A 24966-nucleotide genomic window follows, 5' to 3' on the forward strand; every position below is an offset into this window, starting at 1 on the left:
TCGCCGCGTCAGCGGATCCGCGCGCCGGTGACCCGGTGCTCACGGCCGTAGGCGTCGGTCAGCCCCCACCGGCCCGGGATGTCGAGCAGGTCCAACCACCCGAACCCGTCGGGCAGCGCCGGGCGCACCAGCAGGTTCTCGCCCACCGGATACAGCCCCAACGTGGTGGCGAGCAGCATCATCAGGGCCCCCGCCGCCCAGGACTGCGGGCGGCCCGCCGCCGGCAGCTGGACCGGGTACCGGGTGAGGTCGCGGGGATAGCCGGCGATCACCTCGGGGACCGAGCCGCCGAGCGTCTCCGCCATGGCGAAGATGCCGGCCACGATCCGGGCCGCCTCCTCGTCGTGGCCGTAGCGGCGCAGCCCCGCCGCGATCAGCGCGTTGTCGGACGGCCAGACCCCGCCCAGGTGCGCGCCGACCGGGTTGTAGGGCAACTGCCCCTCGGCGAAGGTGCGCACCCCCCAGCCGGTGAACATCCGCGGCCCCAGCAGGTGCCCGGCGATCTGCGCCGACCGCTCCGGCGGGACGATCCCGCTCCACAGCAGATGGCCGATGTTGGAGGTGAGCGCGTCGACCGGTCGACCGTCCGGCCCCAACGCGAACGCGTAGTAGCCGCGCTGCGGCAACCAGAAGTCCCGGTTGAACCGTTCCTTCAGGGCCGCCGCCTCGCGCCTGAGGCGGTCGGCGTACCCGGGATCGTCCCAGATGTCGCGGGCGAGCCGCGCGCCCCGCATCTTCGCGTCGTAGGCGTAGCCCTGAAGCTCGCAGGTGGCCCGGGGGAAGGCGGGCTGCCGGCCGTACTGGTCCACCACCGCGTCCGGTGAGTTCTTCCAGCACTGGTTGAGCAGCCCGCGCGAACCACGCCGCCGGTAGCGCAGGTAGCCGTCGCCGGTGCTGTCGCCGTACTCGTCGAGCCAGTCCAGCGCCATCCGGGCCGGGTGCCGCAGCTCCCGCACCAGCTCCACGTCGCCGGACCAGCGCTCGTACTCGTCGAGCAGGATCACGAAGAGCGGCGTGGTGTCGGCCGCCCCGTAGTAGAGCGAGGTGGGCTGCTCGCCGAAGGCGGCCGACTCGCCGTACCGCGTCTCGGCCAGGATCTTGCCGGGCTCCTCGTCGTGGTCGTCGTCCAGCCGGCCCCCCTGGCCGTTGGCGAGCAGCCGCAGTGTCGGCGCCGCCAGCTCGGGGGTGAACGCCAGGGTCTCCAGGCAGGTGATCAGGCTGTCCCGGCCGTAGAGGGCCATCGCCCACGGCATCCCACCCACCGGCACCCGGTCGGTGTACGCCAGCGGCGCGTACCGCAGCGCGGCGAGGTCGGTCAGCGCCGCGAGGTCCGCGTCGGTCAGCGGCTGCCGCTCGGCGACCAGCGTCGGCGCCCGCTCCAGCCACTGCCGCAGGTCCTCCCGCATGTCGTCGCGGACCTGCCGCTGGTGCGACTCCAGGCTGGCCCGCAGGTCCCGGGCCCCCTCGCCACGGATGGTCATCGCCACGTGCAGGTTGGTCGTCCAGGTCCCGCGCGGCGCCACGGTGATCCGGAACGTCATGCCGCCCGGGTCGACCTGCGCCGCGACGGTGCTGGAGACGATGGCCTCCCGGGTGAACCGCTCCCGCTCGTGGCAGAGCCGGAGCCGGTTCTCCTCGACCCGCGCGGCGACCCGGCGCGGGCGCGGGCCCTTGATCTCGGAGGTGTCGGCGAAGTCGCTGCCGATCTCCATCCGGACGGTGAACTCGACGGCCTCGGCCGAGTGGTTGAGCAGGGTGATCCGCTCGTTGAAGCTGTCGTCGATCGAGCGGTGGCGGATCACCGAGACGTCGGCGTCGATGTAGTGGCTGGCGGTGCCGGGCACCAGGAAGAAGCGGGTCTCGAAGTAGGTCATGTCGTCCCGGGACAGCGGACTCAGCGGCTGCCCGTCGATCGTCAGGACCCAGTGGGACAGGAACCGGGTGTCGAAGGAGAAGAGACCCATCGGTGCGTGCGGGTCCGGTCGCATGTCGCCGGTCGCGTCGCTCACCGCGAACGTGTTGCCCGCCATGACATGGACCCGTTCCTGCTTCATCAGCGCCCGTCCGAGGAGTCGGTGACGTCCCTGGGGTGCCGCGCCCCGGGCCGGCCGGGGAAGATCCGGCGCAGGGTCATCAGCAGCTTGATGTCGCCCTGCACCGTCACGTCGTTGCGCAGCAGCGCCGTACCGATGTGGCTCTCCCCGGCGGCGAGCCGGTCGAAGACCTCCCGGTCGGCGCGGACCACCAGGTCGGCGTGCTCGGCGGAGCGGCTCACCTCGACGTGCTGCCGGTCGAGGGTGAGATACCAGTGCTCGGTCCGGCCGTCCTCGCTGATGTCCAACCGCAGCGTGCCCGAGGTGGTCTCCGGCAGGTCCGGGTGCCGACCGGCCACCGACCGCTCCAGGTAGCGTCCCGCTGACGTGACCATCCCACCTCGTCCCCCCACGCGTGGCTGCCGCCCGGTCCGGGTTCCCGCAAAAGGGGTGATCACCACTCACCCGATCCGGGTGAGCGGCACGGTCAGGGGTTGCAGCGGGGGCACTCGGCCGGGTCGGCGGTGTCGGCCGGGGCCGCGGTGACGCGGTGGTCGCAGAGCGGGCAGCCGTGGATCAGCTCGCCGACCCGTTCGGTGGCCGTGCCGCAGGCCCGGCAGGGCAGGCCCGGGCGGGTGCCGACCACACCCCAGCCGGGGCCGGCGCAGGCCGGGCAGCGGGTGGCCAGCCGCCGGGCCAGCCGCCGACCGGCCTCAGCGATCACCCGCATCCGGCGCGGGTTGTGGTGGGCGCGCAGGTCGGCGGCGACCCGGGCGCGGCCGTCACGGCTCGCCGCCGCCGCGTCGGTCACCGCCGCGAGCAGCGCCGGCAGCCGGACGATCCCCTTCACCATCGGGTACGTCCCGTCCGGCGGCACCGCCGGCAGCACGGTGAGCGCGTGCCCGGGCAGCCCGACCCGCCGGGCGAAGGCGAGCAGTCCGGCCCGGTCGTCGCCGTCGGTGAACAGTTCGGCGTGGTTGGTGTCGGTGCTGGCCGCCCGCTCGACCAGGACCAGCCCGATCCGGTCGTCGACCAGGGCGACGTGTTCGACGTCGAGGGGGCACCACGGGGCGGCCGGGTGCGGGCCGAAGCTGCCCTCGCTGGCCACCCCGACGGGGCAGCCGGCGGCGGCGGCGCCGAGCCGGGCCTTGGTGACCACGAGCCGGTCGGCGGGCGCGGTCCGGGGCACCTCGCCGGTGAAGGTGCCGAGCGCGTCGGTGTCGACGTCGGGCACCCGCAGCCGTAGCCCGACCGCACGGCGCAGCGGGGCGGCGAGGGCGGCCCGCTTGCCGTGCCGGGTGGCGAGCGCCCCGACCACGTTCCGGTACACGTACGAATTGTAGTTCGTGTGTCTGGGTGAAGCCGGCCGGAACAGGGTAGAGCGAGGAGATGATCGGCGGAGCTGACGACACCACCGGGCGGGTGCTGCGCGCGCTGCTGGCGATGCAGCGGCAGTCCTGGGAGCAGGGGGTGACCGCGCACGCGCTGCTCGACCTGGGCCAGCACGAGCTGGTCGTGCTGCTGGCCGACGCGGCGGTCACCCGCCAGCACCCGGACGGCCGGCTCGGTGACGTCTCCGGGGAGGTGGGGGCGGTCAACGGCGCGGCCTGCGGCGAGGCGGTCCGGTACGCCGCCCGCCACGACCCCGACCCGCGCTGGACCGCCGCGCTGGACGCCCAGCTCGACTGGCTCGTCTCCCGGGCCGCCCGGGCCGCCGACGGCACCCTGTTCCACCTGCTCGACAACCGGCAGGTCTGGGCCGACACGGTCTATCTGGTGGTGCCGCTGCTGGCCCTGACCGGCCGCACCGACCTGGCCGTCGCGCAGCTCGCCGGCCACCGCCGTCGGTTGCACGACCCGCACACCGGCCTCTACGCCGCCCGTTGGGACGAGGACCGCCGGGAACTCGACCGGCCCGAGCACTGGGGCACCGGCAACGGCTGGGTGGTGGCCGGCATCGCCCGGGCACTGCGGCACGCGCCGTCCTGGCCGGCCGGGGCGCGCGAGGAGTGGGCCGGGCACGCCCGCGCGGTGCTCGACGCCTGCCTGGCGCACCGCCGCGAGGACGGGCTCTTCTCCGACGTGCTCGACGACCCGGGCACCTTCCGGGAGGCGAACACCGCGCAGATGCTGGCGTACGCGGCCCTGACCGGGGTGGCCGACGGGTGGCTGCCCGGGTCGTACGCCGGGACCGGCGCGCAGCTGCTGGCCGCCGCCAGCCGGCGGGTCGACCGGTACGGCCGGGTGACCGGGGTGAGCGGCGCGCCGGACTTCGCCCGCCCGGGCACCTCGCCGGAGGCGCAGGCGTTCCACCTGCTCGCCCACGCCGCCCTGACCCGGGCGACGGGTCAGTCCCGCACGACGAGCCCGCGCACGTAGGCGGCCTGCCCGGCGTGCTGGAGGTCGTCCTCCAGCACGCTGACCAGCCGGACGCCGAGGGTCACCGGCGGGTCCCAGTTCTCGTCCACCACCCGGTCCAGGTCGGCCGGGCCCAGCCCGCGCAGGTACGCCCCGGTCCGCTCGGCCACCGCCCGGTGGTAGTCGACCAGCACCTGCGCGTTCCGTGGCCGGACGGCGGCGATCTGCTCCGGGGTGTGTCCGAACCCGGTGTCGTCCGGGTCGGGGGCCAGCCCGAACCGCCCCGCCCAGTCCCCGGAGATCCAGACCTGTTCCTCGCCGAGCAGGTCGGCGACGTGGTGGTCCTGGATCCGGGTCAGGTGCCAGACCAGCCAGCCCACCGGGTTCGCCCCCGGTCCCGGGGCCTGCCGCAGCTGCTCCGGGTCCAGCCCGTCCACCGCCGCCGCCACCAGCCCGGGCACCCGGTCGTACGCCTCGGTCAACAGCTCCTTCGCGTCCATCCGGACCACACCCCTCCACCGTCGCCGCCGGGGTTGGCTGTACCGCGTAGGCCGCCCGGCAAACCTGGACCGCTACGGTGATCATGTGGTGGCGGCGCTGGAGCTGTATCTCGACACCCGGGCCACCCGGCGGATCCGGGTGCTCTGGGACGCGCTGGAGTCCGAGGGCGTGCAGAGCATGCGCTCACTGCTGGAACAGCGGCACCGGCCGCACGTCTCGCTCGCCGTCGCCGACCGCTTCGACCCGGACCGGGTCGCCGAGGCGCTCAGCGGCCTGGTGGTGGCCGCCCCGCTGCGGCTGGAGTTCCAGCACGCCGGGCAGTTCGTCGGCCGGGTGCTCTGGCTCGGCCCCACGCCGAGCGCCGAGCTGCTGGCCCACCACGCCCAGGTGCACCAGCGGCTGGCCCGGGCCGGCATCACGCTGGTCGAGCACTACCAGCCGGGCCGCTGGGTGCCGCACTGCACGCTCTCCATGCGGGTGCCGAACGCGCTCATGGCAGCGGCGGTACGCCGGTGCCTGGAGGTGCTGCCGCTGACCGCGACGGTGGTCGGCGCGGCCATCACCGACCACGCCCGGGGCATCTCCCACCCGCTGCCCTGACCCACCCGTGGGCCCGCGCTCAGCGGCCGTCCGGCGGGCCGCAGCAGCGCATCACCAGCAGGGCGATGTCGTCCTCGTGGCCGGTCGGCGCCACCTCCAGCAGCAGGTCGCAGACCCGCTCGGGATCCAGGTCGCCGACCTGCTCCAACCGCAGGGTGAGCTCGGCGATGCCCTGGTCGAGCACGTCGTCCCGGCGCTCCACCAGGCCGTCGGTGTAGAGGACCAGGGTGCTGCCGGGAAGCAGCTCCAGACCCTGCTCGCGCCGCGGGCCGCCCGGGTGCACCCCGAGCATCAGGCCGTGCTCGGCGAGCTGCCGCACCCCGCCCCACGGGCCGCGCAGCAGGGCCGGCGGATGCCCGGCGTTGGACCAGCGCAGCCACCAGCCCTGCGGGGTCGGCTCGATCCGGGCCAGCACCGCCGTGGCCAGGGCCCGGACCTGGAGTCCGCGCAGCGCGCGGTCGAGCCGGCCGAGCAGCGCCGCCGGCCCGTCGGCACTGTCGTACGCCAGTCCGCGCAGCACGTTGCGCAGCTGCCCCATCGCGGCCACCGCGTCCCGGTCGTGGCCGGTGACGTCGCCGACGACGAGCACGGTGCCCCCGTCGGCGGTGCCGAAGGCGTCGTACCAGTCACCGCCGACGTGCGCGCCGTCCGCCGCCGGCTGGTAGCGGACCGCGATGTCGAGCGCGCCGGCGGTCGGCGGGGAGGTGAGCAGGCTGTGCTGCAACGCCTCGGAGAGGCGCTGGGCGGCGAGCGCGCTGGCCCGCTGGGCGGTGAGCTGCTGGATCCGGTCGAGCGCCTGCGCGCACTGCGCGGCGAACGCCTCCAGCATGGTGATCTCGTCGGGGCGGAACCGCCGCTCGTCGACCCAGGAGACGGCGAGCGAGCCGAGCAGCCGGGTGCCGACCCGCAGCGGCAGGAAGGCCCAGGCGGACCGGCCGGTGCTCTCGTACACCTCGATCATCTCGGCGGCGAACGCGACGCCGGCGGGGCGGCTCGGCAGCAGCACCAGCTCCCCGTGCCGGGCCACCCAGCAGCCGGGCAGCGGGCTGTCGAACGGCAGATCCCGGTAGGCGGCCTGCACCTCGGGGCCGAGTCGCTGCCCGACCACGACCCGCAGCCGGTCGCCGCCCTCCCGGACGACCACCGCGCCGCCGTCGGCGCCGAGCACCGGCACCGCCCGGTCCACCATGATGTCGACCAGGTCCTCCACGGTCTCGGCGCTGAGCAGGTCCAACGCCACCAGCACCATCCGGTGCAGCCGCTCGTCGGCGCGCTGCACGGCGCCCGCCTCCCGCTGGTGGGCCGCGGCGACCTGGCGCAGCGCGTCGGCCTCGACCTCGGCCTGATCGGCCCGCGCCCGCTGGGCCGCCATCGCGTCGGTCACGTCCAGCCCGGTCGCCACCAGGTACGGCTGGTCGCCGTCCCGGACCGGCGTGAGCACCAGGTCGACCATCCGCCGGCTGCCGTCGCCGAGGAAGAAGTGGCTCACGGTGCGGAACGGCTCGCCGGTGCGCACCGCCTCCTCGCACCAGTCCCGCAGCCGGGAGCTGAGCTGCGGATCGGGAGCCCACCAGCCGCCCTCCCAGTACGGCCGGCCGAGGGTGCCGGCCCGGTCCAGACCGCACCCCTCGACCGAGGCGCGGTTGGCGTCGAGCAGCCGGCCCCGCCCGTCGAGGATCCCGGAGAAGATCAGCGGCGTCTCATAGAGGGCCGTGAACCAGTGGTCGGTCAGCGAACCGGTCAGCCGGGGGGTGAGCTGCCGGGTCCAGTCCGGTACGCGCGGCGCCGACGACCGCTCCGCGTGACCTCCGCGCACCCGGTCCCTCCCTCCGCCGCCATCCGTCCATGGTCACGGACAGCACAGCACACGGGCCCCCGGTGACCGCCACCACGTCCGGTCGCGGCCCGGTTTTGCGCCATCTGGTCAGGTGATGGCCCCGTGACGGTACGCGAGAAGGCTGACGGACAAGCAGGTCAGGGCGTTCCACGCCACCCAGGAGGGGCGGCTGGCGACCCTGGATCACCTATCGGAGGCACGCCATGGCCGCTCCCGTCATCCGTTCCGTCAGCGCGACACCCTCGGTGCTGCTGCCCGGACAGTCCACCACCGTCGTCATCGACGCCTATCATCCCGACTCCCGCCTGCTCACCTTCCCGGGGCGGGTGAGCGACCCGACCGGGGCCGCCTGGGACACCTCCGTCCGGGTGGATCTGGCGGTGCCGCTGACCTGGCAGCTCACCACCACCGCGACCGGGGTGACCATCACCCCGAGCGGCACCGACCCGACGCGCTTCACGGTCACCGTGCTCGCCGGCCGGGGCACGGTGCCGCTGACCGCCGTGGTCCGGGACGCGGCGGGTCACACCACCACCGCCACCACCACCGTCACCGTGCCGCTGCTGGTGGGGATGAGCGCCGAGAAGGGCGCCCGGACCCAGCGGATCGTGGCCGAATACCCGGACATCCGGTACATGCGGGACTTCGGCACGGACGGTCCCGACGCGGACGTCCTGCCCGAGTTGCCGGCGCTGAACGCCGGGAAGTTCGTCGACGCGCCGTCGGCGGTGATGCACGTCTCCTGGAAGGACGACGTCGAGCAGCTCACCTCGTGGCTGGACGGGCTGAGCCGGCCGATCTACCTGACCTGGTACCACGAGCCGATGGGGGACGTCGCGCCGGCGACGTACCGGACCACGGCGACGCGGGTGTCGCAGATCGTGGCCGCGCACCCGAAGAAGCGCTGGGTCCTCGGGCACGGGCCGATCGTCACCCGGTACTGGCTGGACGAGGGGGGCGGCAACCCCACCGACTGGGGCTACCCGGGGATGACCCACTACGGGATCGACTGCTACTCCCGGGACACCGCGACGTACTGGACGGCGTCGCGCATGTTCGGGGTGTCCTTCGGCAAGGTCCGGGCGGCGTACCCGGGGATCCGGCTGCTGGTCCCCGAGTACGGCCTGACCCGGACCACCGCCGACACCACCGGGGCGGGCCGGGCGCAGACGTTGAAGGACCACGTCACCTGGCTGCGTCAGCAGGCGGACGTGGACGCGGTCGCCTACTGGAACAACTGGGCGGAGTTCGAGCTGGGCGACCCGCCGCTGGAGTCGACCGCCTGGCGCAACCTGCAACTCGGCTGACCCCGGGCCGGACCACGACTCCGGTCCGGCCCCGCCGGGCCGGAGTCCCCCGACCGGCCCGGCGCGGCCCCGCCGCGAAGGGTGAACTGGTCGATTCCACGGATCGGCATAGACTGACGCCATGAGGCATCCCGCGTGACCAGCGACGTCACGCCGTCAGGCGGGTCCGGGCACATCTGCTGGGCATACGACGACACGGCGGAACTCGACCGCCGCGCGGTGGCGTTTCTGGCCGCCGGGCTCGCCGCCGGTGAGCGCGTGTGGCTGATCGCGGACGGCACGCCGGAGGCGCTGACCCGCCGACTGGAGCCGCTGCCCGGCCTCCCCGACGCGCTGCGACACGGTGCCGTCAGCATCGTCCCGATCAGGGACGCCTACCGCGACGACCACGTGGTCGACCCCGAGTCCCAGGTCCGGGCGTACGCCGCGGCGACGGATGCGGCGCTGGCCGCCGGCCACACCGGGCTGCGGGTGGTCGCCGAGGCCACCTCGCTGGTCCGGACGCCCCCGCAGCGCCAGGCGTTCCTCCGTTACGAGCACCTGATCGACCGCTACATGCAGCGTCGCCCGATGTCGGCGATCTGCGCCTACGACCGGCGTGAACTCAGCGAGCAGGCCGTCGCCGAACTGGCCTGCCTGCACGCCGAGGAGAACACCGACGGGCTGTTCCAACTGCACGCCGGTGGCCCGGACGACGGCGCCTTCGCCCTCGCCGGCGAGCTGGACCCGTCCAACCACACGCTCTTCGCCGAGGTGCTGGCGCAGACCCACCCCGAGCCGGTCGACGGCCGGCTGACGATCGACGCGCGGCACCTGCGCTACATCGACCACCGAAGCCTGCTCCACCTGCGCGACCACGCCCGCCGGCAGGGCGCCACCGCCGTCCTGCGCACGTCCCGGTCCACCGCCGCCCGCCTGGTCGAACTCCTCGACCTCGCCGAGGTGCGGGTGGAGGCCGCGTGATGCGCACCGGTGCCGCCGCCGGGCACGCCGGCTACTTCCACGAGGCGATCTTCTTCGACTCCGAGGAGCACCTGCTCGCCGTCGTGCTGCCCTTCCTGCTCGACGGCGTGGCGAACGGCGAACCCACCCTGGTGGGCTTCGGCGAACGCAACACCGACCTGGTCCGCCGGGCCCTGCCGGCCGGCTCGCCGGTGACGTTCCTGCCCGGCGGCGACGTGTACGCCCGGCCCACCGGCGCGATCCGCTCCTACCGGCAGCTGCTCTCCGCGTACGTCGCCGAGGGGGCGCAGCAGATCCGGATCGTCGGCGAACTGTCGCCCGCCTCCTTCGGCTCCACCTGGGACTGGTGGGCCCGCTACGAGTCGGCCATCAACCACGCGTACGACGACTTCCCGCTCTGGAGCATGTGCGCGTACGACACCCGGATCGCCCCGGCGGGGGTGCTGCACGACGTGGCCCGTACCCATCCCCGGGAGGCCCGCCCGGACGGCAGCCACGTGCCGACCGGCGTCTACACCGAACCGCGCCGCTACCTGAGCGAGCCGCGACCGATGCTGCTGGACCCGGTGCAGCACGACCCGCCCGTGGTCGAGCTGACCGACCCCACCCCCGCGGAGGCCCGCGCCGCCGTCTACGCCGCCGACAAGGGACAGCTCCCCGTCGACGACGTCGAGGACCTGGTCGTCGCGGTCAGCGAGACGGTGACCAACGCGCTGCGGCACGGCAGGCCGCAGGTGCGGATGACGCTGTGGAGCGCCGAGGACCGGATCGTGGTGAGCGTCCGCGACGCCGGCCCCGGCCCCGACGACCCGTTCGCCGGGCTGCTCCCGGCGACCACCGGCACAGCGGGTGGCCTGGGGCTCTGGATCAGCTACCAGTCCTGCAACCACGTGGCCCTGCAACGCGACCCGGACGGCTTCACGCTGCGGCTCACCGCGGGCAATCCGCACTTCCCGGTCTGACCGGTCGGCCCCTGGACCGGGCCCCTCGACCGCCCTACGGTCGAGGGCCGGGGTGGTCCGGACGCCGCGCACCGACGGCGGTACCGTTGCGCCTCATCATGCCCTGCGGGGCGGTCATCCGCCGGCCTGGCGCTGGCGAACCGACGGAGGATGGCGCATGTCCACTGGCGAGGACCCGTTCGCGAACCACGACGACGTCACCGCGCGGCCGCACTTCGCGCTCGCCGTACGCGGCTACGACAAGCGGCAGGTGGACCGCCACGTCGAGCACCTGGACGCCGAACTGGCGCGGGTGACGCTCGACCGGGACCGGGCGTACGGGCAGGTGCGGGAGCTGACGGTGCAGATGCAGGGGCTGCAGACCGAGGTGACCGAGCTGCGGGAGCGTCCGGCGCAGGTGGACCGGGCGTCCTTCCGGGACCTGGGCCCGATGGTCGACCAGATCCTCGCGCTGGCCGAGAAGCAGGCCGCCGCGATCACCGACGGCGCGACGCAGCACGCCACCGACGTGCGGGAGCAGGCCGAGCAGACGCTCGTCGCCGCGCAGGAGCAGGCCACCCGGACGCTGCGGGAGCTGGACGAGGAGCTGTCCGCCCGGCGTACCGAGCACGACCGGGCGCACGAGGAGCAGCGGGCCGCCGCGCAGGCCGAGCTGACCGGCATCCGGGAGCTGGCGGAGAAGCTGCGAGCCGACGGCCAGGCCGCGCACGAGCGCGCCCAGCAGGAGGCGAAGCGGATCGCCGAGCAGAGCACCCAGCAGGTCGAGCAGGCCCGGTCCGCGTCGGAGGCGCTGGTGAAGGCCGCGCGGACGCAGATCCAGCAGGAGGTCCAGGCCACCCGCGCCAAGGCCCAGCAGGAGCTGGCCCAGTGGCAGACGGCGATGGCCCGCGAGCTGGAGGAGCGGCGGGCCGCCGCCGAGCAGGAACTGGCCGAGCGGGCCACGGGCGCGGAGCGGGACATCGCCGCGCTGGTGGCCGAGGCCCAGCAGTACGCGACCGAGGTGCGCGAGCGGGCCGACGAGCAGACCGCCGCGCACACCGAGCAGCTCACCGCGCTCCAGCAGGAGATCCGGGAGCGGCAGGAGGCGCTGGCCGAGCTGCGTACCGAGCTGGAGACGGCCGGCCAGCAGCTCGCCCGGCTCCAGCAGGACGCCGCCGCCGTGGAGCAGGAGGGCGCCGAGCTGGAGCAGCGGCTGCTCCAGGTACGCCGGGACCTGGCCGCCGAGACGAACCGGTTGGAGGAGGCCCGCCGGGCCGGTGACTCCGCCGAGCAGCACGCCAAGGAGGTCCGGGCGCGGGTGCAGCGGGAGGCGAAGCGGGTGGCCGACCTGGCTGCCGCGGCCGTCATGGCGGCTGCCGCCGGCGGTGTCGAGACGGCCGAGTACCCGCAGGTCGCCAACCGACCGGCCGGGGACCGGCCGCGCCCGGGCACGCCCGAGCCGGAGCGTCCGGCCGCCGAGCCGGCCGCGGTCGAGCCGGCCGGCATCGAGCCCGCCGCCGCCGCACCCGCGCCCGTCAGCGCGCCGCCCGCCCCGGAGCGGTACGAGCGGCCCGCGCTGGACCGGCCCTTCGTCCGCCGGACGGCGGCGGAGGTCGTCGAGGCGTCCCCCTCGGAGGTCCCCGCCTCCGCCTGACCCGCGGGGCGGCCGGTGCGGGCCGGGTCACGGACCTTGGACCCTGTGCCGCGGGACCTGCCGCGCGACATGCTCCCCTCGACGGTGACGGTCACCTGTCGACGACGGTCGGAGTGTCATGCGCGCGGTGTCGGAAACCCGGTTGGCGGAGATCCTCGGACGGCTGCCCGGCGAGCCCCGGGTGGTGGCCAGCGGCAACCACGTCGCGCCGCTGCACACGCTCGCCGTGCTGGACCGGTCGGTGGCCGAGTACCGGCTGTTCATGCTGAACGCGCCGCGCGGCATCCCGGACCGGGAGGGCGTCCACTACGAGACGGCGTTCGTCGGCGCCGGGATGCGCTGGCACCCACGCCTGTCGTACCTGCCCAGCCGGTTGTCGCTGGTGCCGGCGCTGCTGCACGACCGGCTGCCGCCCGACGTGGTCGTGCTGCACACCAGCCGCCCGTCCGGCGGCGCGGTCAGCCTCGGCGTGGAGGTGAACATCCTGCCGGCCGCGGTGGAGGCGGTCCGGGCCCGCGGGGGTCTGGTGATCGCGCAGGCCAACCGGCAGATGCCGGTCACCCACGGCGACGCGGTGCTGCCGCTGGACGCCGTCGACCACCTGCTGGAGGTCGACGAGCCGCTGCCGGCGACCGCCCCGGCCGAGCCGGACGAGGTGGCCGCCGCGATCGGCGCGCGGGTCGCCGCCCTGGTGCCGCCGGGGGCCACCCTGCAGACCGGCATCGGCGGCATCCCGGACGCCACGCTCTCCGCGTTGGCCGACCGGCAGGGGCTGCGGATCTGGTCGGAGATGTTCAGCGACGGGGTGCTCGCCCTGGAGAAGGCCGGCTGCCTGGACCGCGAGGTGCCGGTGACCGCCTCGTTCTGCTTCGGTTCGGACGAGCTCTACGACTGGGTGGACGGCAACCCCCGGGTCCGCATGCTGCGTACCGAGAAGACCAACGACCCGGCGCTGATCGCCCGGCACCCGCACCTGGTGTCGGTTAACAGCGCCCTGGAGGTGGACCTCTTCGCGCAGGCCAACGCCAGCCGGATCGGCACCCGGGTGCACTCGGGTTTCGGTGGGCAGACCGACTTCATCGTGGGTGCCCTGCACTCCCCCGGTGGGCAGGCGGTCATCGCGCTGCGCTCCTGGCACCCGAGGGCCGACGTGTCGACGGTCGTGCCGCTGCTCTCCGGGCCGGTGACCTCGTTCCAGCACAGCGCGATCGTCACCGAGCAGGGCTGCGCGTCGGTGTGGGGCCGGGACGCCGTCGAGCAGGCGCAGCAACTGGTGGACCACGCCGCCCACCCGGACGCCCGGGACGGGCTGCGCGCGGCCGGCCGCCGGATGGGCCTGCCGCTGCGCTGACCACCCGGGGTACGCGCCCGGCCCCCGCCTACCGGATGATGTCCCCCATGATCGATTGGCGACAGGACCGGATCGGGTCGGCGCTGCGCGGCGAGAACCCCACCGTGCTGGCCACCCTGCCGGGCGGGTTCGCGGTGCTCGGGGACGTGCAGTGGCTGCCCGGCTACTGCGTCCTGCTCGCCGACGACCCGACCGTGGAACGGCTCAGCGACCTGCCGAGGGCGCGGCGGCTGGCGTACCTGGAGAGCATGGACCGGCTCGCCGGGGCGGTGGAACGGGCCTGCAAGGCGGCGGACCCGGCCTTCCGCCGGGTGAACATCGAGATCCTCGGCAACACCGACCCCTTCCTGCACGCGCACGTCTGGCCCCGCTACGACTGGGAGCCGCCGGAGATCGTCGGGAAGCCGGTCTGGCTCTATCCGGCGGAACGGTGGCGCGACCCGGCGACCGCGCTCGGCCCCCGGCACGACGGGCTGCGCGCCGCGATCACCCGCGAACTGTCGCGCTGAGCCTCAGCCGACGGGGGGCGGGGTCGGGTCGACCGCCGAGCGCCGCCACAGGGCGGCGCTGACCAGCAGCATCCAGGCGATGAACAGGCCGGCCATCACGGCCCGCCGCCCCGAGCGGCGCCGCCCCGGTCGTACCGGGGGACGATACTGGGGCCCGGAACGACACCGGCGTACGGAGACTGTCATGTCGAGTGCCTCCCTGCCGCACGTCGACGAGCACGCGACGATCGTCGCCGCGCCGCCCGAGGACGTCTGGCCGCACCTGTGCGACACCGTGGAACGGGCGTTCTCCCGCCCCGGGATGAGCCACTACCCGCGCCTGGTCGGCTCCGCCGAGCCCTCGGCGTCCGGGCCCCGGCCGCTCGCCGAGGGCTCCACTCTCCCCGGCTTCCGGGTGGTCACCGCGCTGCCCGGGCGCGAGCTGGTCCTGGCGGGGCGGCACTGGTTCGCCACGTACGCCCTGATCTTCCGGCTGGAGCCCGCCGGCCCCGGCCGGACCCGGCTGCGCGCGGAGACCCGGGCGGTCTTCCCCGGCGTGGCCGGCGGCCTCTACCGGATGGCCGTCATCGGCAGCGGCGGGCACCGGATCGCCGTGCGGCGGCTGCTCGCCACGGTCCGCCGTCGCGCCGGGGGACCGCCACCGGCTCGGCCCTGATCACCGCGCGGTACCGTGCTGCCAGGCAACCAGGAGAGGTAGGGGGCGACGGCAGTGAGCGGAACGGACCCGGGCTGGTCCTCCGGCGACCCGGCCGCGCTGCTCGACGCGTTCGAGCAGTTCCCCGGCTTCGTCTGGGTCTTCGAGGGCCCCGAACTCCGGGTGGTCGCCGCCAACCCGGCGGTACGCGCCGCCGTCGGCAATCGCAGCGACCTGATCGGGCAGCCGTTCAAGCGGGCCGTGCCGGAACTGCACGGCCAGCACATCTTCGAACTCCTCGACGAGGCCCTCCAGGGCGTTCGCTCCAGCGGCCAGGAGCAGCGGATCCTGACCGACCGCGCGGGTGACGGCGCGCTGGAGGAGGCCTTCTACACCTTCGAGTTGTCCCCGTGGCTCCACCCCGACGGCTCCGTACGCGGCGTCATCGTCCAGGCCGTCGACGCCACGTCGGTGGTGGCCGCCCGGCGGGCGGCCGAGTCCGCCGCCGCCGTCTCCGAGCGCCGCTACCAGCACGCCTCGGACCTCGTCCTGGAGCTGCAACGCAGTCTGCTCCCGGACGTCCTGCCCGTCCTGCCCGAGGTGCAGTTGGCCGCGCACTATCTGGTGGCCGACGACGACCTCGTCGCCGGTGGCGACTGGTTCGACGCCGTCGCGCTGCCGGACGGCCGGGTCGCGCTGACCGTCGGTGACGTGGTCGGGCACGGCGCCACGGCCGCCGCGGCGATGGGCCAGTTGCGGGCGGTGGTCCTCCAGGCGCTGCACGCGGGCGGCAGCCTGCCCGACACGCTCCGCGCCCTCGACCACTTCGCCGGCCTGCGCACCCTCACCCGCGCCGCCACCACCTGCCTGGCCGTGCTGGACCCGGCCACCGGAGCGCTGGAGGTGGCGAGCCACGCGCACCCGCCGCCGCTGGTGATCGACGCGGACGGTGTCACCCGCTTCCTGCCGGTCAGCGCGGCCGGACCGCTGGGCACCCGCTCCCCCGCCCCGGAGGTCCACACGACCCGGCTGCGTCCCGGCGACACGCTGCTGCTCTACACCGACGGCCTGATCGAACGGCCGCACCAGAGCCTGCGCGACGGCTCCGACGCCCTCGCCGCCGCGGCGGAGGCGGCAACCACCGGTCCCGTCCTCGACGAGGACAGCCGGCTCCCCGACCGGATCTGCGCCGTCGTCACCGAGCGCCTCGCCCGGACCGGCGGCGGGTACCGGGACGACACCACCCTGCTCGCCGCTCATCTGGTGACCGAGCCGGTCCGCCCCCTGCACCTCACCCTCCCCGCCGACCCGGCCACGCTGCGACCGCTGCGCCGGCAGGTGACCGACTGGCTCACCGCGGCCGGTGCCGGGACGCAGGACACCTGGAGCCTCATCCACGCCCTCGGCGAGGCGGCCGCCAACGCCGTCGAGCACGCCGACCCGGGGAACGAGTCCGCGACCTTCCAGGTGGAGGCCGTCCTCGACGCCCACGGCGTCGCCTGGCTCACCTGCACCGATCAGGGCCGCTGGCGCCCGCCGACGCACGACCCCGCGAATCGCGGCCGGGGCCTGGCGATGATCCGCGGCCTCGTCGACCACACCGAACTCGACCGCGGCGACCGGGGGACCCGCGTCCGGATGGGGCTGCGGCTCAGCCACCCCAGCACCGTCACCACGACCACCTCCCCGCCCGGGAGACCCGGCCCACGGGACCGGCAGCCGGAGGAGCTGACCACGGACGTGGTGGACATTCCCGGCGGGCGGGCGCTGACGGTGCGGGGCCCGGTCGACATGGCCTCGACTGCCCGGTTGCAGGGCGCGATCCTGCAGGCCGGCCGCGGTGGAGGGCTTCCCCTCACCGTCGACCTGACCGGCGTCAGCCACCTCAGCAGCGCCGGGGTGCGGCTCCTGCACGACCTCACCGGCGCCCTCGCCACGCTGCGGGTCACCGCCGGTCCGACCAGCCCGGCGTACGCGGTCCTGACGCTGACCGGACTGCGGCCCCTCGACGGCGACGCGCCACCGACCCCCGGCGCTCCGGTCGACGCGGGTCGTCCGGCCTGACCGGGCACCGGGGGCGGCCCGGGCCCGGTGGTCAGGAGTCCGAGCCGGTGGGCAGGTCGACCAGCCAGCGGTCCAGGGCCGCCGGGGAGCGGAACAGCAGCACCGGCGGGCCGGACGGGTCGCTGCGCCAGGCGCGCATCCGCCGCCGGGCGCGGCCGAACGCGGTGACGTGCCAGACCAGGATCGAGTCGCGGGACAGCACGCTGCGCAGCGACTCGCGGTTGCCGTTGCAGATCACCTCCCCCGACACCAGCCGGCCCGCCGTGCGGCGCAGCAGCCGCCAGAACGATCGCCAGCGCGGGTAGTCCAGGCCGACCACCAGGTCGGCGCGGGTCAGCGGCACGTCCCGCCAGCCGTGGTACGCCCCGTCGATGATCCAGCGGTCCCGCCGGCAGATCTCCTCGATCCGGCTGCGCTGCACCGCGACCGGCACCTCCACCCAGCCCGGCTGCCAGAGCAGGTCGTCGACCGGATACCAGGGCAGGCCCAGGCGCTCCGCCAGCCGGGCGGCGAGGGTGGACTTGCCGGCGCCGTACACCCCGTAGACCAGGATGCGGGAGGGTGCGTTCACGCCGGCAGCGTAGTGCGGGACGGCTACCGGGCCGGGACGGGCGCGGCGGCGCTGAGCCGGCCCTCGGTGCCGCTGCGGTCCACGCCGGAGACGCAGTAGGCCAGCGGGCGGCCAGGCGGGGCGGTCCGGTCGACCCAGCCGGTGCCCCGGACGGTGCCGACGAGCGCGGCGGTGTCGCCGTCCAGCCGGTAGACGGCGAAGCTGGTGGCGGCCTCCCCGCGCCAGGTCAACGCCACCCCGCCGGTGTCGTCCCGCCGCGCGTCGGTGACGGTGGGCGCGGCCGGCGCCGCCGCCGGCAGCTGCGCCATCGTGGGCACCAGCGCCGGTCCGGCGTAGTGGTTCGCGCTGTACCGGCTGACCGCGCCGAGCTTGTCGGCGCGTACCTGGGCGGCGCTGAAGTGGACGCTCCCCTGCACCCCGTAGCGGCGGTTGAGGGTGAGCTGCCGGTCCAGCTCGGCCGGGTCGCGCCAGGCGCCCTTCTCCCCCACCCGGTAGTCGGCCTGGCCGATGTAGAGCTGCACCCGGGTGCCCTGCACCGTGGCCGCCCACCACGGCAGCAGCTTGGCGTAGTCGGCCTTGCCGAAGCCGATGTGCCAGTAGAGCTGCGGCACGACGTAGTCCAGCCACTGCCGGCGGACCCAGAGCCGGGTGTCGGCGTAGATGTCGTCGTAGCTCTGCAGGCCGGCGGTCGGCGAGCCGGTCGGGTCGGTGCGCTGGTTGCGCCAGATGCCGAACGGGCTGATGCCGAACTTCACCCACGGCTTGAGCGCCTTGATCCGCTCGCTCATCTCGCGGACCAGGGTGTTGACGTTGTCCCGCCGCCAGGTGTCCCGGTCGGCGAACCGCCGGCCGTACCGGGCGAACGCCGCGTCGTCGGGGAAGTCCTGCCCGGCCTCCGGGTAGGGGTAGAAGAAGTCGTCGAAGTGCACCCCGTCGACGTCGTACCGCGCGACCGCCTCCAGCATGGAGTCCTCGACGAACCGGCGCGCCTCGGGGATGCCCGGATTGAAATAGAGGCGGCTGCCGGGCCGGTCGGCGCTGGGGTAGGTCACCACCCAGTCGGGGTGCTGCCGCAGCGGGTGGTTCGGCGCGAGCTGGTCGACCCGGGGACCTGGACCGCCGACGGTGGCCGGCTGCCCGCCCCGGTACGGGTTGAACCAGGCGTGGAACTCCAGGTTGCGGGCGTGCGCCTCGGCGACCATGAACTCCATCGGGTCCCAGCCCGGGTCGCGCCCGTCGCGGCGCCCGGTCAGCCACTCCGACCACGGCGCGTACGCCGACGGCCAGAGCGCGTCGCCGCTGGGGCGTACGTGCACGAAGACGGCGTTGTGGTTGCGGCGTACGGCCAGGTCCAGCCAGCCCCGGAACTCGGCCCGCGCCGCCTCGGCCGGCAACCCGCGCCGGCTCGGCCAGTCGATGTTGTTCACCGTCGTGATCCACATGCCGCGCAGCTCGCGGGGCGCGGTGAGCGCCCGGCCCGCGCAGCCGACCGCGTCGGGGACGGTCGACCGCACCGCGCGGTCGCCGTCGCCGTCCCCCCGGTCACGCAGCGACCAGGCGCCGCCGACGAGCACCACGGCCAGCGCCACGAGCAGCGCGACGACGGCATGGGTACGACGGCGGCGGGCGGCGTGCGCGGCGGGGGGCATCGCCACAGTCTGCCCAGTACGGCCCGCCGTACGCACCCCCGGCCTCAGATCACCCGTTCGTTCCCCCCGTCCACGGTGATCTGCGCCCCGGTGGTGGCGGCGAAGGCCTCCCCGCAGAGCGTGGCGGCCAGCTCACCGACCCGGGCGCTGGTGATCTCGGCGCCGAGCAGGTTCCGTCGCTTGTACTCCGCCACGGTCAGCCCGTAGTGCCGGGCCCGGGCGTCGAGCACCTCCGGGCTCCACAGACCGGTGTCGAAGACCGCGTCGGGGTGCAGCACGTTCACCCGGATGCCGTCGCCCGCCCATTCCAGCGCGGCCACCCGCGCCACCTGGGTCACCGCCGCCTTCGAGGCGGAGTAGGCGACCGCGCCGGGCCCGGGGGCGAGGGCGTTGCGGGAGGCGACCACGACCGCCCGGCCGCCCCGGGGCGCGAGTGCCAGCAGCGGGTGGGTCCGGGCGAAGAGGTACGCCACGGACTCCGCGTTGACCGCCATCGTGCGCTGCCACTCGGCCGGGTCCAGCTCGGCGATGGCCCGGCTCGGCGGGAAGATCCCGGCCGCCGCGACGACGATGTCCACCCCGCCGAAGCGCGCCACGGCGCTGTCCAGGGCGGCGTCCACGGCCGCGCCGTCGGTGACGTCGACGGTCAGGCCGAGCCGGGCCGGCCCGTCGGACGCGCCGACCGACGGGTCCCGGTCCAGGGCCACCACGCAGGCGCCCCGGGCCAGCAGCGCCTCGGCGCAGGCCCGGCCGATGCCGGAGGCCGCCCCGGTCACCACGGCCACCTCGCCCGCGAACTCCGGTGCCGGCCCGCCCCGCCGCAGCTTCGCCTGCTCCAGCTCCCAGTACTCCAGGTCGAAGATGTCCTCCGCCGGCAGCGCCCGGTAGCCGCCGACCGCCTCGGCGGCCTCGATCACGTCGACGGTGTGCCGGTAGATGTCCCGGGCCATCAGGGTCTCGGCCGCCGACCGGCCGGCGGTGAGCATGCCCAGCTCCGGGTCGAGGATCACCCGGGGCGCCGGGTCGAGCATGGTGAGCGTGGTCCGGGCCCGGGAGCGGTGCTGCTCGACGTACCGGTGGTAGGCGGCGGCGTAGCCGGTCACGTCGGTGCCGACCAGCGGGATCCGCTTGGTGCGCAGCACGTGGTCGGGGGTGACCGGGCCCCGGGTGGCGACCGCCGCCAGGTCGGGCCGGTCCAGGAAGGCCCGCACGGCCGGATCCTCGTGGCGGTGCAGCAGCATCGGGGTGCCCGCCGTGGTGGAGACCTCCCGGCGCAGCCGGGCCAGCCGCTCCCGGTCCACCGGCTGCGGCGCGGCCGGCGCGACCCGGGGCCGCGGCAGCCCCACCCGTTCCTCGGCCATGCCGACCAGCTCGACGTGCCGGTGGTACGCCTCCTCGGCGTCCGCGCCGAAGGTGAAGAGCCCGTGGTTGAGCAGGACCATGCCGACCGTCCCGGCGTGGGCGCGCGCCGGATACCGCTCCGCGCAGCGCCGGGCCAGGTCGAACCCCGGCATCACGTACGGCACCACGACGACGCTGTCGCCGTACAGCTCCTCGACGAGCCGGGCACCGTCCGGCTGGTTGGTCAGTGCGAGCAGCGCGTCGGCGTGGCTGTGCAGCACGGCCGGGTGCGGCAGCAGGGCGTGCAGCAGCGTCTCCACGCTCGGGTCGGGTGCCCTCGCGTCGAGTCGGGCGCAGCGCAGCTCGTTCATCATGTCGCTGTCGCCGAGCCGCTCCAGCCGCAGCAGCGCCCGCAGCCGGTCCAGCCGCAGCGCGGTGAAGCCGGCCGCGTCCATCGTCGCCAGGTCGGAGCCGCTGCCCTTGACGTGCAGCACCGGCACCGGTTCCCCGGTGAGGTCGGTGACGGTCGTCTTGACCGAGGTGTTCCCCCCGCCGTGCAGCACCAGGCCGGGGTCGGCCCCGAGCAGCCGGGACGCGTACACCAGGCGCGCGATGGGGGCGGAGCCGTCCGGGGCGTCGGCGGCGGACCAGCGGTTACGCATCGGGGGGTGGCTCCTCGCGGGGTCGGTCAGCTCCGGCTGATGGGGTCGTCGGGGCGACCGCCGGCGGCCGGCAGGATGACCCGACGCTCGGTGACGATGGCGGTGACCAGGTCCGCCGGGGTCACGTCGAAGGCGTAGTTCAGGGTGCCGGTGCCCTTCGGGGCCAGCGCCACCGCCCCCAGGGCGGTGATCTCCTCGGGGTCGCGTACCTCGATGTGCACGTCCGCGCCGGAGGGGGTGGCCAGGTCGACGGTGGACTCCGGGGCGGCGACCACCATCGGCACCCCGGCCCGGGCCGCCGCCAGCGCCAAGGGATACGTGCCCACCTTGTTGATCACGTCGCCGTTCGCGGTGATCCGGTCCGCGCCGACCACCACCGCGTCGACCCGGCCCTGGGCCAGCACCGAGGCGGCGGCGGAGTCGACCACCAGGGTGTGCGGCACCCCGATCTGAGCCAGTTCCCACACGGTCAGCCGGGCGCCCTGGAGCAGGGGGCGGGTCTCCGAGGCGTACACGTGGGTGAGCGCGCCGTGCTCCTGGAGGGACCGGACGACTCCGAGCGCGGTGCCCCACTCGACGGTGGCGAGCGCTCCGGCGTTGCAGTGGGTCTGCACCGCCACCTGCGGTCCGACGGTCTCGACCAGCCAGCGGGCACCCCGCTCGCTGAGTTCCCGGCAGCAGCGGACGTCCTCCGCCAGCACCGCCAGGGCCTCGTCGAGGGCCGCCTCGGTGCCTTCGGCGTCGAGCCGGGCGCGGACCCGGTCGACGCCCCAGGCGAGGTTGACCGCGGTGGGGCGGGCGGCGCGGAGCGCGTCAACGGCCGCGCGCAGCTCGGCCGGCTCCGGGTGCCGCCGGGCGGCGAGGGCCACCCCGAGCGCCCCGGCGACGCCGATCGCGGGCGCACCCCGGATCGCCAGTGACCGGATCGCGGCGATCAGGTCCTCGACGGTGTCGATCTCCAGGAACTCGACCTCGTGCGGCAGCCGGGTCTGGTCGATCGCGACGATCCGGTCGTCCCGCCAGTCGATGGTCCGCATGTCGTACCCCTCACCGCCCGGGCTCTCGATCTTCACGTCGAACGCAGCTGGAGAGTCCACCACGGGTCGGGGACTGTCAACCTCGGCCCCCGGGTGCGCGGGACGATCACTGGGACTTCGCCCAGTAGTGCCGGGCGGCTTCCGTCAGCCGCGGAGGCTCTCCACGATCAGGGCGACCGCGACGGCACCCGGGTCGAGGACGCCCCGGGCCACCTCACCGACATAGCTGGCCCGGCCCCGGTTCGCCACCAGGTCGGCCGTGGACTCGGCCCCCGCGCGTGCCGCGTCGGCCGCGGCGGCCAGGGCGTCCGCGAGACCACCCGTGGCGGCCGTCAGCGCCTCGGTGGCCGGCACCAGCGCGTCCACCATCGTCTTGTCACCGGGTCCCGCGCCGCCGAGCCGCCGCACCGTGGCGGTCCCGTCGGCGAAGCCCCGCGCCAGCTCGGCCACCCCCACGACCTCCGTACGGGTGGCCTTGGCCAGCTGCCGGAACCACATGCCGAAGAGGGGTCCGGAGGTGCCGCCGGTGTGCAGGAACGCGGTCGACACGACGTCCAGGACGTCGCCGGGCGTCGCGGTGGGCGCCTCGTCCAGCGCGGCCCGGGCCCGGCCGAGCGCCGAGCGCAGGTTCGCGCCGAAGTCGCCGTCGCCGGAGCGCCGGTCGAGGTCGGTGAGCGCCTGTCGTTCGCGGTCGAACGCCGCGAAGAAGCGCCCCATCCAGGCGCGGGTGTCGGCGGCGTCCATGGTGTCGCTGGTCATGACGGTCCTCTCACCAGGTCAGGGCGGGGGTGCGGACGGGCGCGTCCCAGAGGGCGACGCGCTCGTCGTCCGCGCGGACGAGGGTGATCGACAGGCCCGCCATGTCGAGTGACGTGACGTACGGCCCGACCAGGCTGCGGGCCACCCGGACGCCCCGGCCGGCGAGCTGGTGGTGCACGGCGCGGTGCACCAGCGCGAGTTCCAGGCCGTGGGTGGCCCCGAGCCCGTTCACCACCACGAAGACGTCGTCGCCCCGGGCCAGGCCGAGCGCGCCGACGAGGCGGTCGAGCAGGTCGGCGGCGAGTTCGTCGGCGCCGGCGAAGGGTCGTCGGCCGACGCCGCGTTCGCCGTGGATGCCCACGCCCAGCTCGACCTCGTCGGCGGCCAGCAGCCAGGCCGGCTCGCTCTCGCCGGGGTGCGCGCCGGCGGCCAGCGCGACGCCCATGCTGCGCGCCTGGCCGACCAGCGCCCGGCCGAACGCGGCGACGTCGGCGAGTGCCGCGCCGCGCTCGGCGAGCGCGCCGCAGAGCTTCTCGACCACGACGACGGCGGCGGTGCCGCGTCGGCCGGGGCCCTCGCCGTCGGCCCGCTCGGAGGCCAGGTCGTCGTCCACCAGCACCTGCTCGACCTCGATGCCCTCGTCGGCGGCGATCTCGGCGGCGATGCGGAAGTTCAGCAGGTCGCCGGTGTAGTTCTTGACGATCTGGAGGACGCCCCGGCCGGTGTCCACGGCGGTCGTCGCGGCGGCCACCTGCAGGGCCGTGGGGCTGGCGAAGACCGCGCCCGGCACGGCGGCGTCGAGCATGCCCGGGCCGACGAAGCCGACGTGCAGGGGCTCGTGGCCGGAACCGCCGCCGGAGACCAGTGCGACCTTGGCACCGGCCGGCTCCGCCCGGGTGACGTACGCCGGGTCGGGGTGCAGCCGCAGCAGTCCCGGGTGGGCGAGGACGAAACCCTCCAGCGCCTCCGGGACGACGTGCTCGGGGTCGTTGACGAACTGCCGTCGGCTCATGCGTTGTCCCGTCCTCGTCAGCCTCGCCGGGGTGATCGACGATGTCGGACGCTAGGCGTATCCCGGCCACCTGTCCACCGCGACCGACCTGCCGGTTGCGGCGGCGTGCTAGGGACGCACCGTCGCAAACCGGTTGCCGCGCGCCGCGCCGGGCGCGGAAACTCCGACGGCGTTGAGCGTCGACGGTGTGCACGGGTGGCGGGCCGCCGGGCGACGGGATGTTCGGCGGAAGGAATCCGTGGTGCGCAGGATCTGTTTTGCGGCCGGCCGCCCGGCCGAGGTCGTCGAGGAGCCGCCCCCGCTGCCGGGACCGGGGCAGCTGCTGCTCCGCGTCGAGGCCGTCGGCGTCGGTGTCGCCCTGGTCCGGCTGCTGGCGGCGGCCGGTGTGCGTGGCGAGCCGGTCCGGCCGGGTGGCGAGGTCGTCGGCACGGTGGTGGGGCTGGGCGTCGACGTGTCCGGGTTCGAGGTCGGCGACCGGGTCGGCGGCGTCGTGTTCGCCGACGCCTTCGCCGACCAGGTCGTCGCCGATCCTCGGCTGCTCAGCCGCGTCCCCACCGAGGTGGACGCGGCGTCGGCGCTGGCGCTGGTCCGTGGTGGTCTGATCGCCCTGAGCACCCTGCGGGCGGGCCACTTCGCACCGGGTGAGTCGGTGCTCGTGACCGCAGCGGCCAGCGGCACCGGTCACCTGGCCGTGCAGCTGGCGCAGGCGCTCGGCGCGGGCCGGGTGGTCGCGGCCGTCGGCGCGGCGGACAAGTCCGACTTCGTCCGTCGGTGCGGTGCCGACGAGGTGGTGACGTACGCCGAGCCGTCCTGGGGCGAGCCGGTGGACGTGCTGCTCGACGGGGTCGGCGGCGAGCTGGTGCGGCGCGGGGTGGCGGCGCTCGCGTCGTTCGGCCGGCTCGTCGCGTTCAGCGCCGGCGGTGGCGGTGTCGACGTCGACGCCCTGCTCGACGGTGCCCGGTCGGTCGTCGGTTTCACCATCGGTCAGCTCCACCGGGCCCGGCCGGAGGTGGTCGAGCGGCACCGGGCCGAACTGTGGGACCTGCTCGCCGCCGGCCGGCTGGAACCCCGGCACACCGACTTCCCGCTCGACCGCATCGGCGAGGCCGTCGAGCTGGTCAGGGCCCGCGCCAACCGGGGCCGGGTCGTGCTGCGTACCGGCTGACCCGCCGGTGACGGGGTT

The 24966-nt window shown here is 75.1% G+C and carries 22 protein-coding genes; 11 read left to right on the forward strand and 11 right to left on the reverse strand.

Annotated features, from left to right (window positions below):
• Positions 1–8: 8 nt before the first annotated feature.
• The 3 genes from ABUL08_RS14455 to ABUL08_RS14465 form a co-directional block, all read right to left on the reverse strand.
• On the reverse strand, positions 9–2054 hold the full coding sequence (locus tag ABUL08_RS14455; RefSeq protein WP_350938363.1) for an amylo-alpha-1,6-glucosidase: 2046 nt from the start codon (positions 2052–2054) through the stop codon (positions 9–11).
• Entirely contained in the window at positions 2054–2428 is a 375-nt protein-coding gene (locus tag ABUL08_RS14460; protein WP_350938365.1) for an SCP2 sterol-binding domain-containing protein, read from the reverse strand. Before ABUL08_RS14460 ends, ABUL08_RS14455 begins: the two co-directional genes overlap by 1 nt.
• A gap of 92 nt (positions 2429–2520) precedes the next feature.
• Complete coding sequence (locus ABUL08_RS14465) at positions 2521–3363, reverse strand: DUF6671 family protein (RefSeq protein ID WP_350938367.1); 843 nt, start codon at positions 3361–3363, stop codon at positions 2521–2523.
• Positions 3364–3422: 59 nt separating this feature from the next.
• Here ABUL08_RS14465 and ABUL08_RS14470 point away from each other — a divergent pair, with 59 nt between their 5' ends.
• Positions 3423–4412, forward strand: a complete 990-nt coding sequence (locus ABUL08_RS14470) for a glycoside hydrolase family 88 protein (protein WP_350938369.1) — start codon at positions 3423–3425, stop codon at positions 4410–4412.
• Here the strand turns inward: ABUL08_RS14470 and ABUL08_RS14475 are convergent.
• The gene (locus tag ABUL08_RS14475) at positions 4382–4891 is read right to left on the reverse strand and encodes a mycothiol transferase (protein ID WP_350938371.1); all 510 of its coding nucleotides are present in this window, start codon (positions 4889–4891) and stop codon (positions 4382–4384) included. The genes ABUL08_RS14470 and ABUL08_RS14475 overlap by 31 nt on opposite strands.
• 85 nt (positions 4892–4976) lie before the next feature.
• On the opposite strand from ABUL08_RS14475, the gene ABUL08_RS14480 reads away from it, so the two are divergent.
• A complete protein-coding gene (locus ABUL08_RS14480; protein WP_350938373.1) occupies positions 4977–5492 on the forward strand; it encodes a 2'-5' RNA ligase family protein in 516 nt (171 codons plus the stop codon).
• 19 nt (positions 5493–5511) lie between these two features.
• On the opposite strand, the gene ABUL08_RS14485 is transcribed toward ABUL08_RS14480, so the two are convergent.
• Entirely contained in the window at positions 5512–7308 is a 1797-nt protein-coding gene (locus ABUL08_RS14485) for a SpoIIE family protein phosphatase (protein WP_350938375.1), read from the reverse strand.
• A 224-nt stretch (positions 7309–7532) separates the two neighbouring features.
• Between ABUL08_RS14485 and ABUL08_RS14490 the strand changes: the two genes are divergently transcribed.
• The 8 genes from ABUL08_RS14490 to ABUL08_RS14525 all read left to right on the forward strand — a co-directional run bounded on the left by ABUL08_RS14490 (position 7533) and on the right by ABUL08_RS14525 (position 16752).
• Positions 7533–8636: a hypothetical protein gene (locus tag ABUL08_RS14490; RefSeq protein WP_350938376.1), complete on the forward strand. Its 1104-nt coding sequence runs from the start codon at positions 7533–7535 to the stop codon at positions 8634–8636.
• Between the two features lie 135 nt (positions 8637–8771).
• Positions 8772–9599, forward strand: coding sequence for an MEDS domain-containing protein (locus tag ABUL08_RS14495; RefSeq protein ID WP_350938378.1), 828 nt, complete (start codon positions 8772–8774; stop codon positions 9597–9599).
• Positions 9599–10561 (forward strand): sensor histidine kinase, encoded by a 963-nt coding sequence (locus ABUL08_RS14500; RefSeq protein WP_350938625.1) that lies wholly within the window; start codon positions 9599–9601, stop codon positions 10559–10561. The genes ABUL08_RS14495 and ABUL08_RS14500 overlap by 1 nt, the downstream gene beginning before the upstream one ends.
• A 157-nt stretch (positions 10562–10718) precedes the next feature.
• Positions 10719–12194 carry a coiled-coil domain-containing protein gene (locus ABUL08_RS14505; RefSeq protein WP_350938380.1) on the forward strand — a complete coding sequence of 492 codons (1476 nt, stop codon included), beginning with the start codon at positions 10719–10721 and terminating at the stop codon, positions 12192–12194.
• 127 nt (positions 12195–12321) lie between these two features.
• Positions 12322–13545: an acetyl-CoA hydrolase/transferase family protein gene (locus ABUL08_RS14510; protein WP_350938382.1), complete on the forward strand. Its 1224-nt coding sequence runs from the start codon at positions 12322–12324 to the stop codon at positions 13543–13545.
• A gap of 47 nt (positions 13546–13592) precedes the next feature.
• Positions 13593–14054, forward strand: coding sequence for an HIT family protein (locus ABUL08_RS14515; RefSeq protein WP_350938384.1), 462 nt, complete (start codon positions 13593–13595; stop codon positions 14052–14054).
• Positions 14055–14238: 184 nt separating this feature from the next.
• Entirely contained in the window at positions 14239–14709 is a 471-nt protein-coding gene (locus ABUL08_RS14520) for an SRPBCC family protein (RefSeq protein ID WP_350938386.1), read from the forward strand.
• Positions 14710–14763: 54 nt separating this feature from the next.
• Positions 14764–16752 carry a SpoIIE family protein phosphatase gene (locus tag ABUL08_RS14525; RefSeq protein ID WP_350938388.1) on the forward strand — a complete coding sequence of 663 codons (1989 nt, stop codon included), beginning with the start codon at positions 14764–14766 and terminating at the stop codon, positions 16750–16752.
• A 31-nt stretch (positions 16753–16783) separates the two neighbouring features.
• On the opposite strand, the gene ABUL08_RS14530 is transcribed toward ABUL08_RS14525, so the two are convergent.
• The 6 genes from ABUL08_RS14530 to ABUL08_RS14555 all read right to left on the reverse strand — a co-directional run bounded on the left by ABUL08_RS14530 (position 16784) and on the right by ABUL08_RS14555 (position 23783).
• Positions 16784–17323: a P-loop NTPase family protein gene (locus tag ABUL08_RS14530; protein WP_350938390.1), complete on the reverse strand. Its 540-nt coding sequence runs from the start codon at positions 17321–17323 to the stop codon at positions 16784–16786.
• A 23-nt stretch (positions 17324–17346) separates the two neighbouring features.
• Complete coding sequence (locus ABUL08_RS14535) at positions 17347–18972, reverse strand: glycoside hydrolase family 10 protein (protein ID WP_350938392.1); 1626 nt, start codon at positions 18970–18972, stop codon at positions 17347–17349.
• A gap of 44 nt (positions 18973–19016) precedes the next feature.
• On the reverse strand, positions 19017–20975 hold the full coding sequence (locus ABUL08_RS14540) for a bifunctional aldolase/short-chain dehydrogenase (RefSeq protein WP_350938393.1): 1959 nt from the start codon (positions 20973–20975) through the stop codon (positions 19017–19019).
• 26 nt (positions 20976–21001) lie between these two features.
• The gene (gene mtnA, locus ABUL08_RS14545) at positions 21002–22048 is read right to left on the reverse strand and encodes an S-methyl-5-thioribose-1-phosphate isomerase (RefSeq protein WP_350938395.1); all 1047 of its coding nucleotides are present in this window, start codon (positions 22046–22048) and stop codon (positions 21002–21004) included.
• A 108-nt stretch (positions 22049–22156) separates the two neighbouring features.
• Positions 22157–22771 carry a dihydroxyacetone kinase subunit DhaL gene (gene dhaL, locus ABUL08_RS14550; RefSeq protein WP_350938397.1) on the reverse strand — a complete coding sequence of 205 codons (615 nt, stop codon included), beginning with the start codon at positions 22769–22771 and terminating at the stop codon, positions 22157–22159.
• Between the two features lie 10 nt (positions 22772–22781).
• Positions 22782–23783 (reverse strand): dihydroxyacetone kinase subunit DhaK, encoded by a 1002-nt coding sequence (locus tag ABUL08_RS14555; RefSeq protein WP_350938400.1) that lies wholly within the window; start codon positions 23781–23783, stop codon positions 22782–22784.
• Positions 23784–24024: 241 nt separating this feature from the next.
• Here ABUL08_RS14555 and ABUL08_RS14560 point away from each other — a divergent pair, with 241 nt between their 5' ends.
• A complete protein-coding gene (locus ABUL08_RS14560) occupies positions 24025–24948 on the forward strand; it encodes a quinone oxidoreductase family protein (protein WP_350938402.1) in 924 nt (307 codons plus the stop codon).
• The last annotated feature ends 18 nt before the right edge of the window (positions 24949–24966 follow it).

It is taken from the genome of Micromonospora sp. CCTCC AA 2012012, from assembly GCF_040499845.1.
Lineage (GTDB): Bacteria > Actinomycetota > Actinomycetes > Mycobacteriales > Micromonosporaceae > Micromonospora > Micromonospora mangrovi.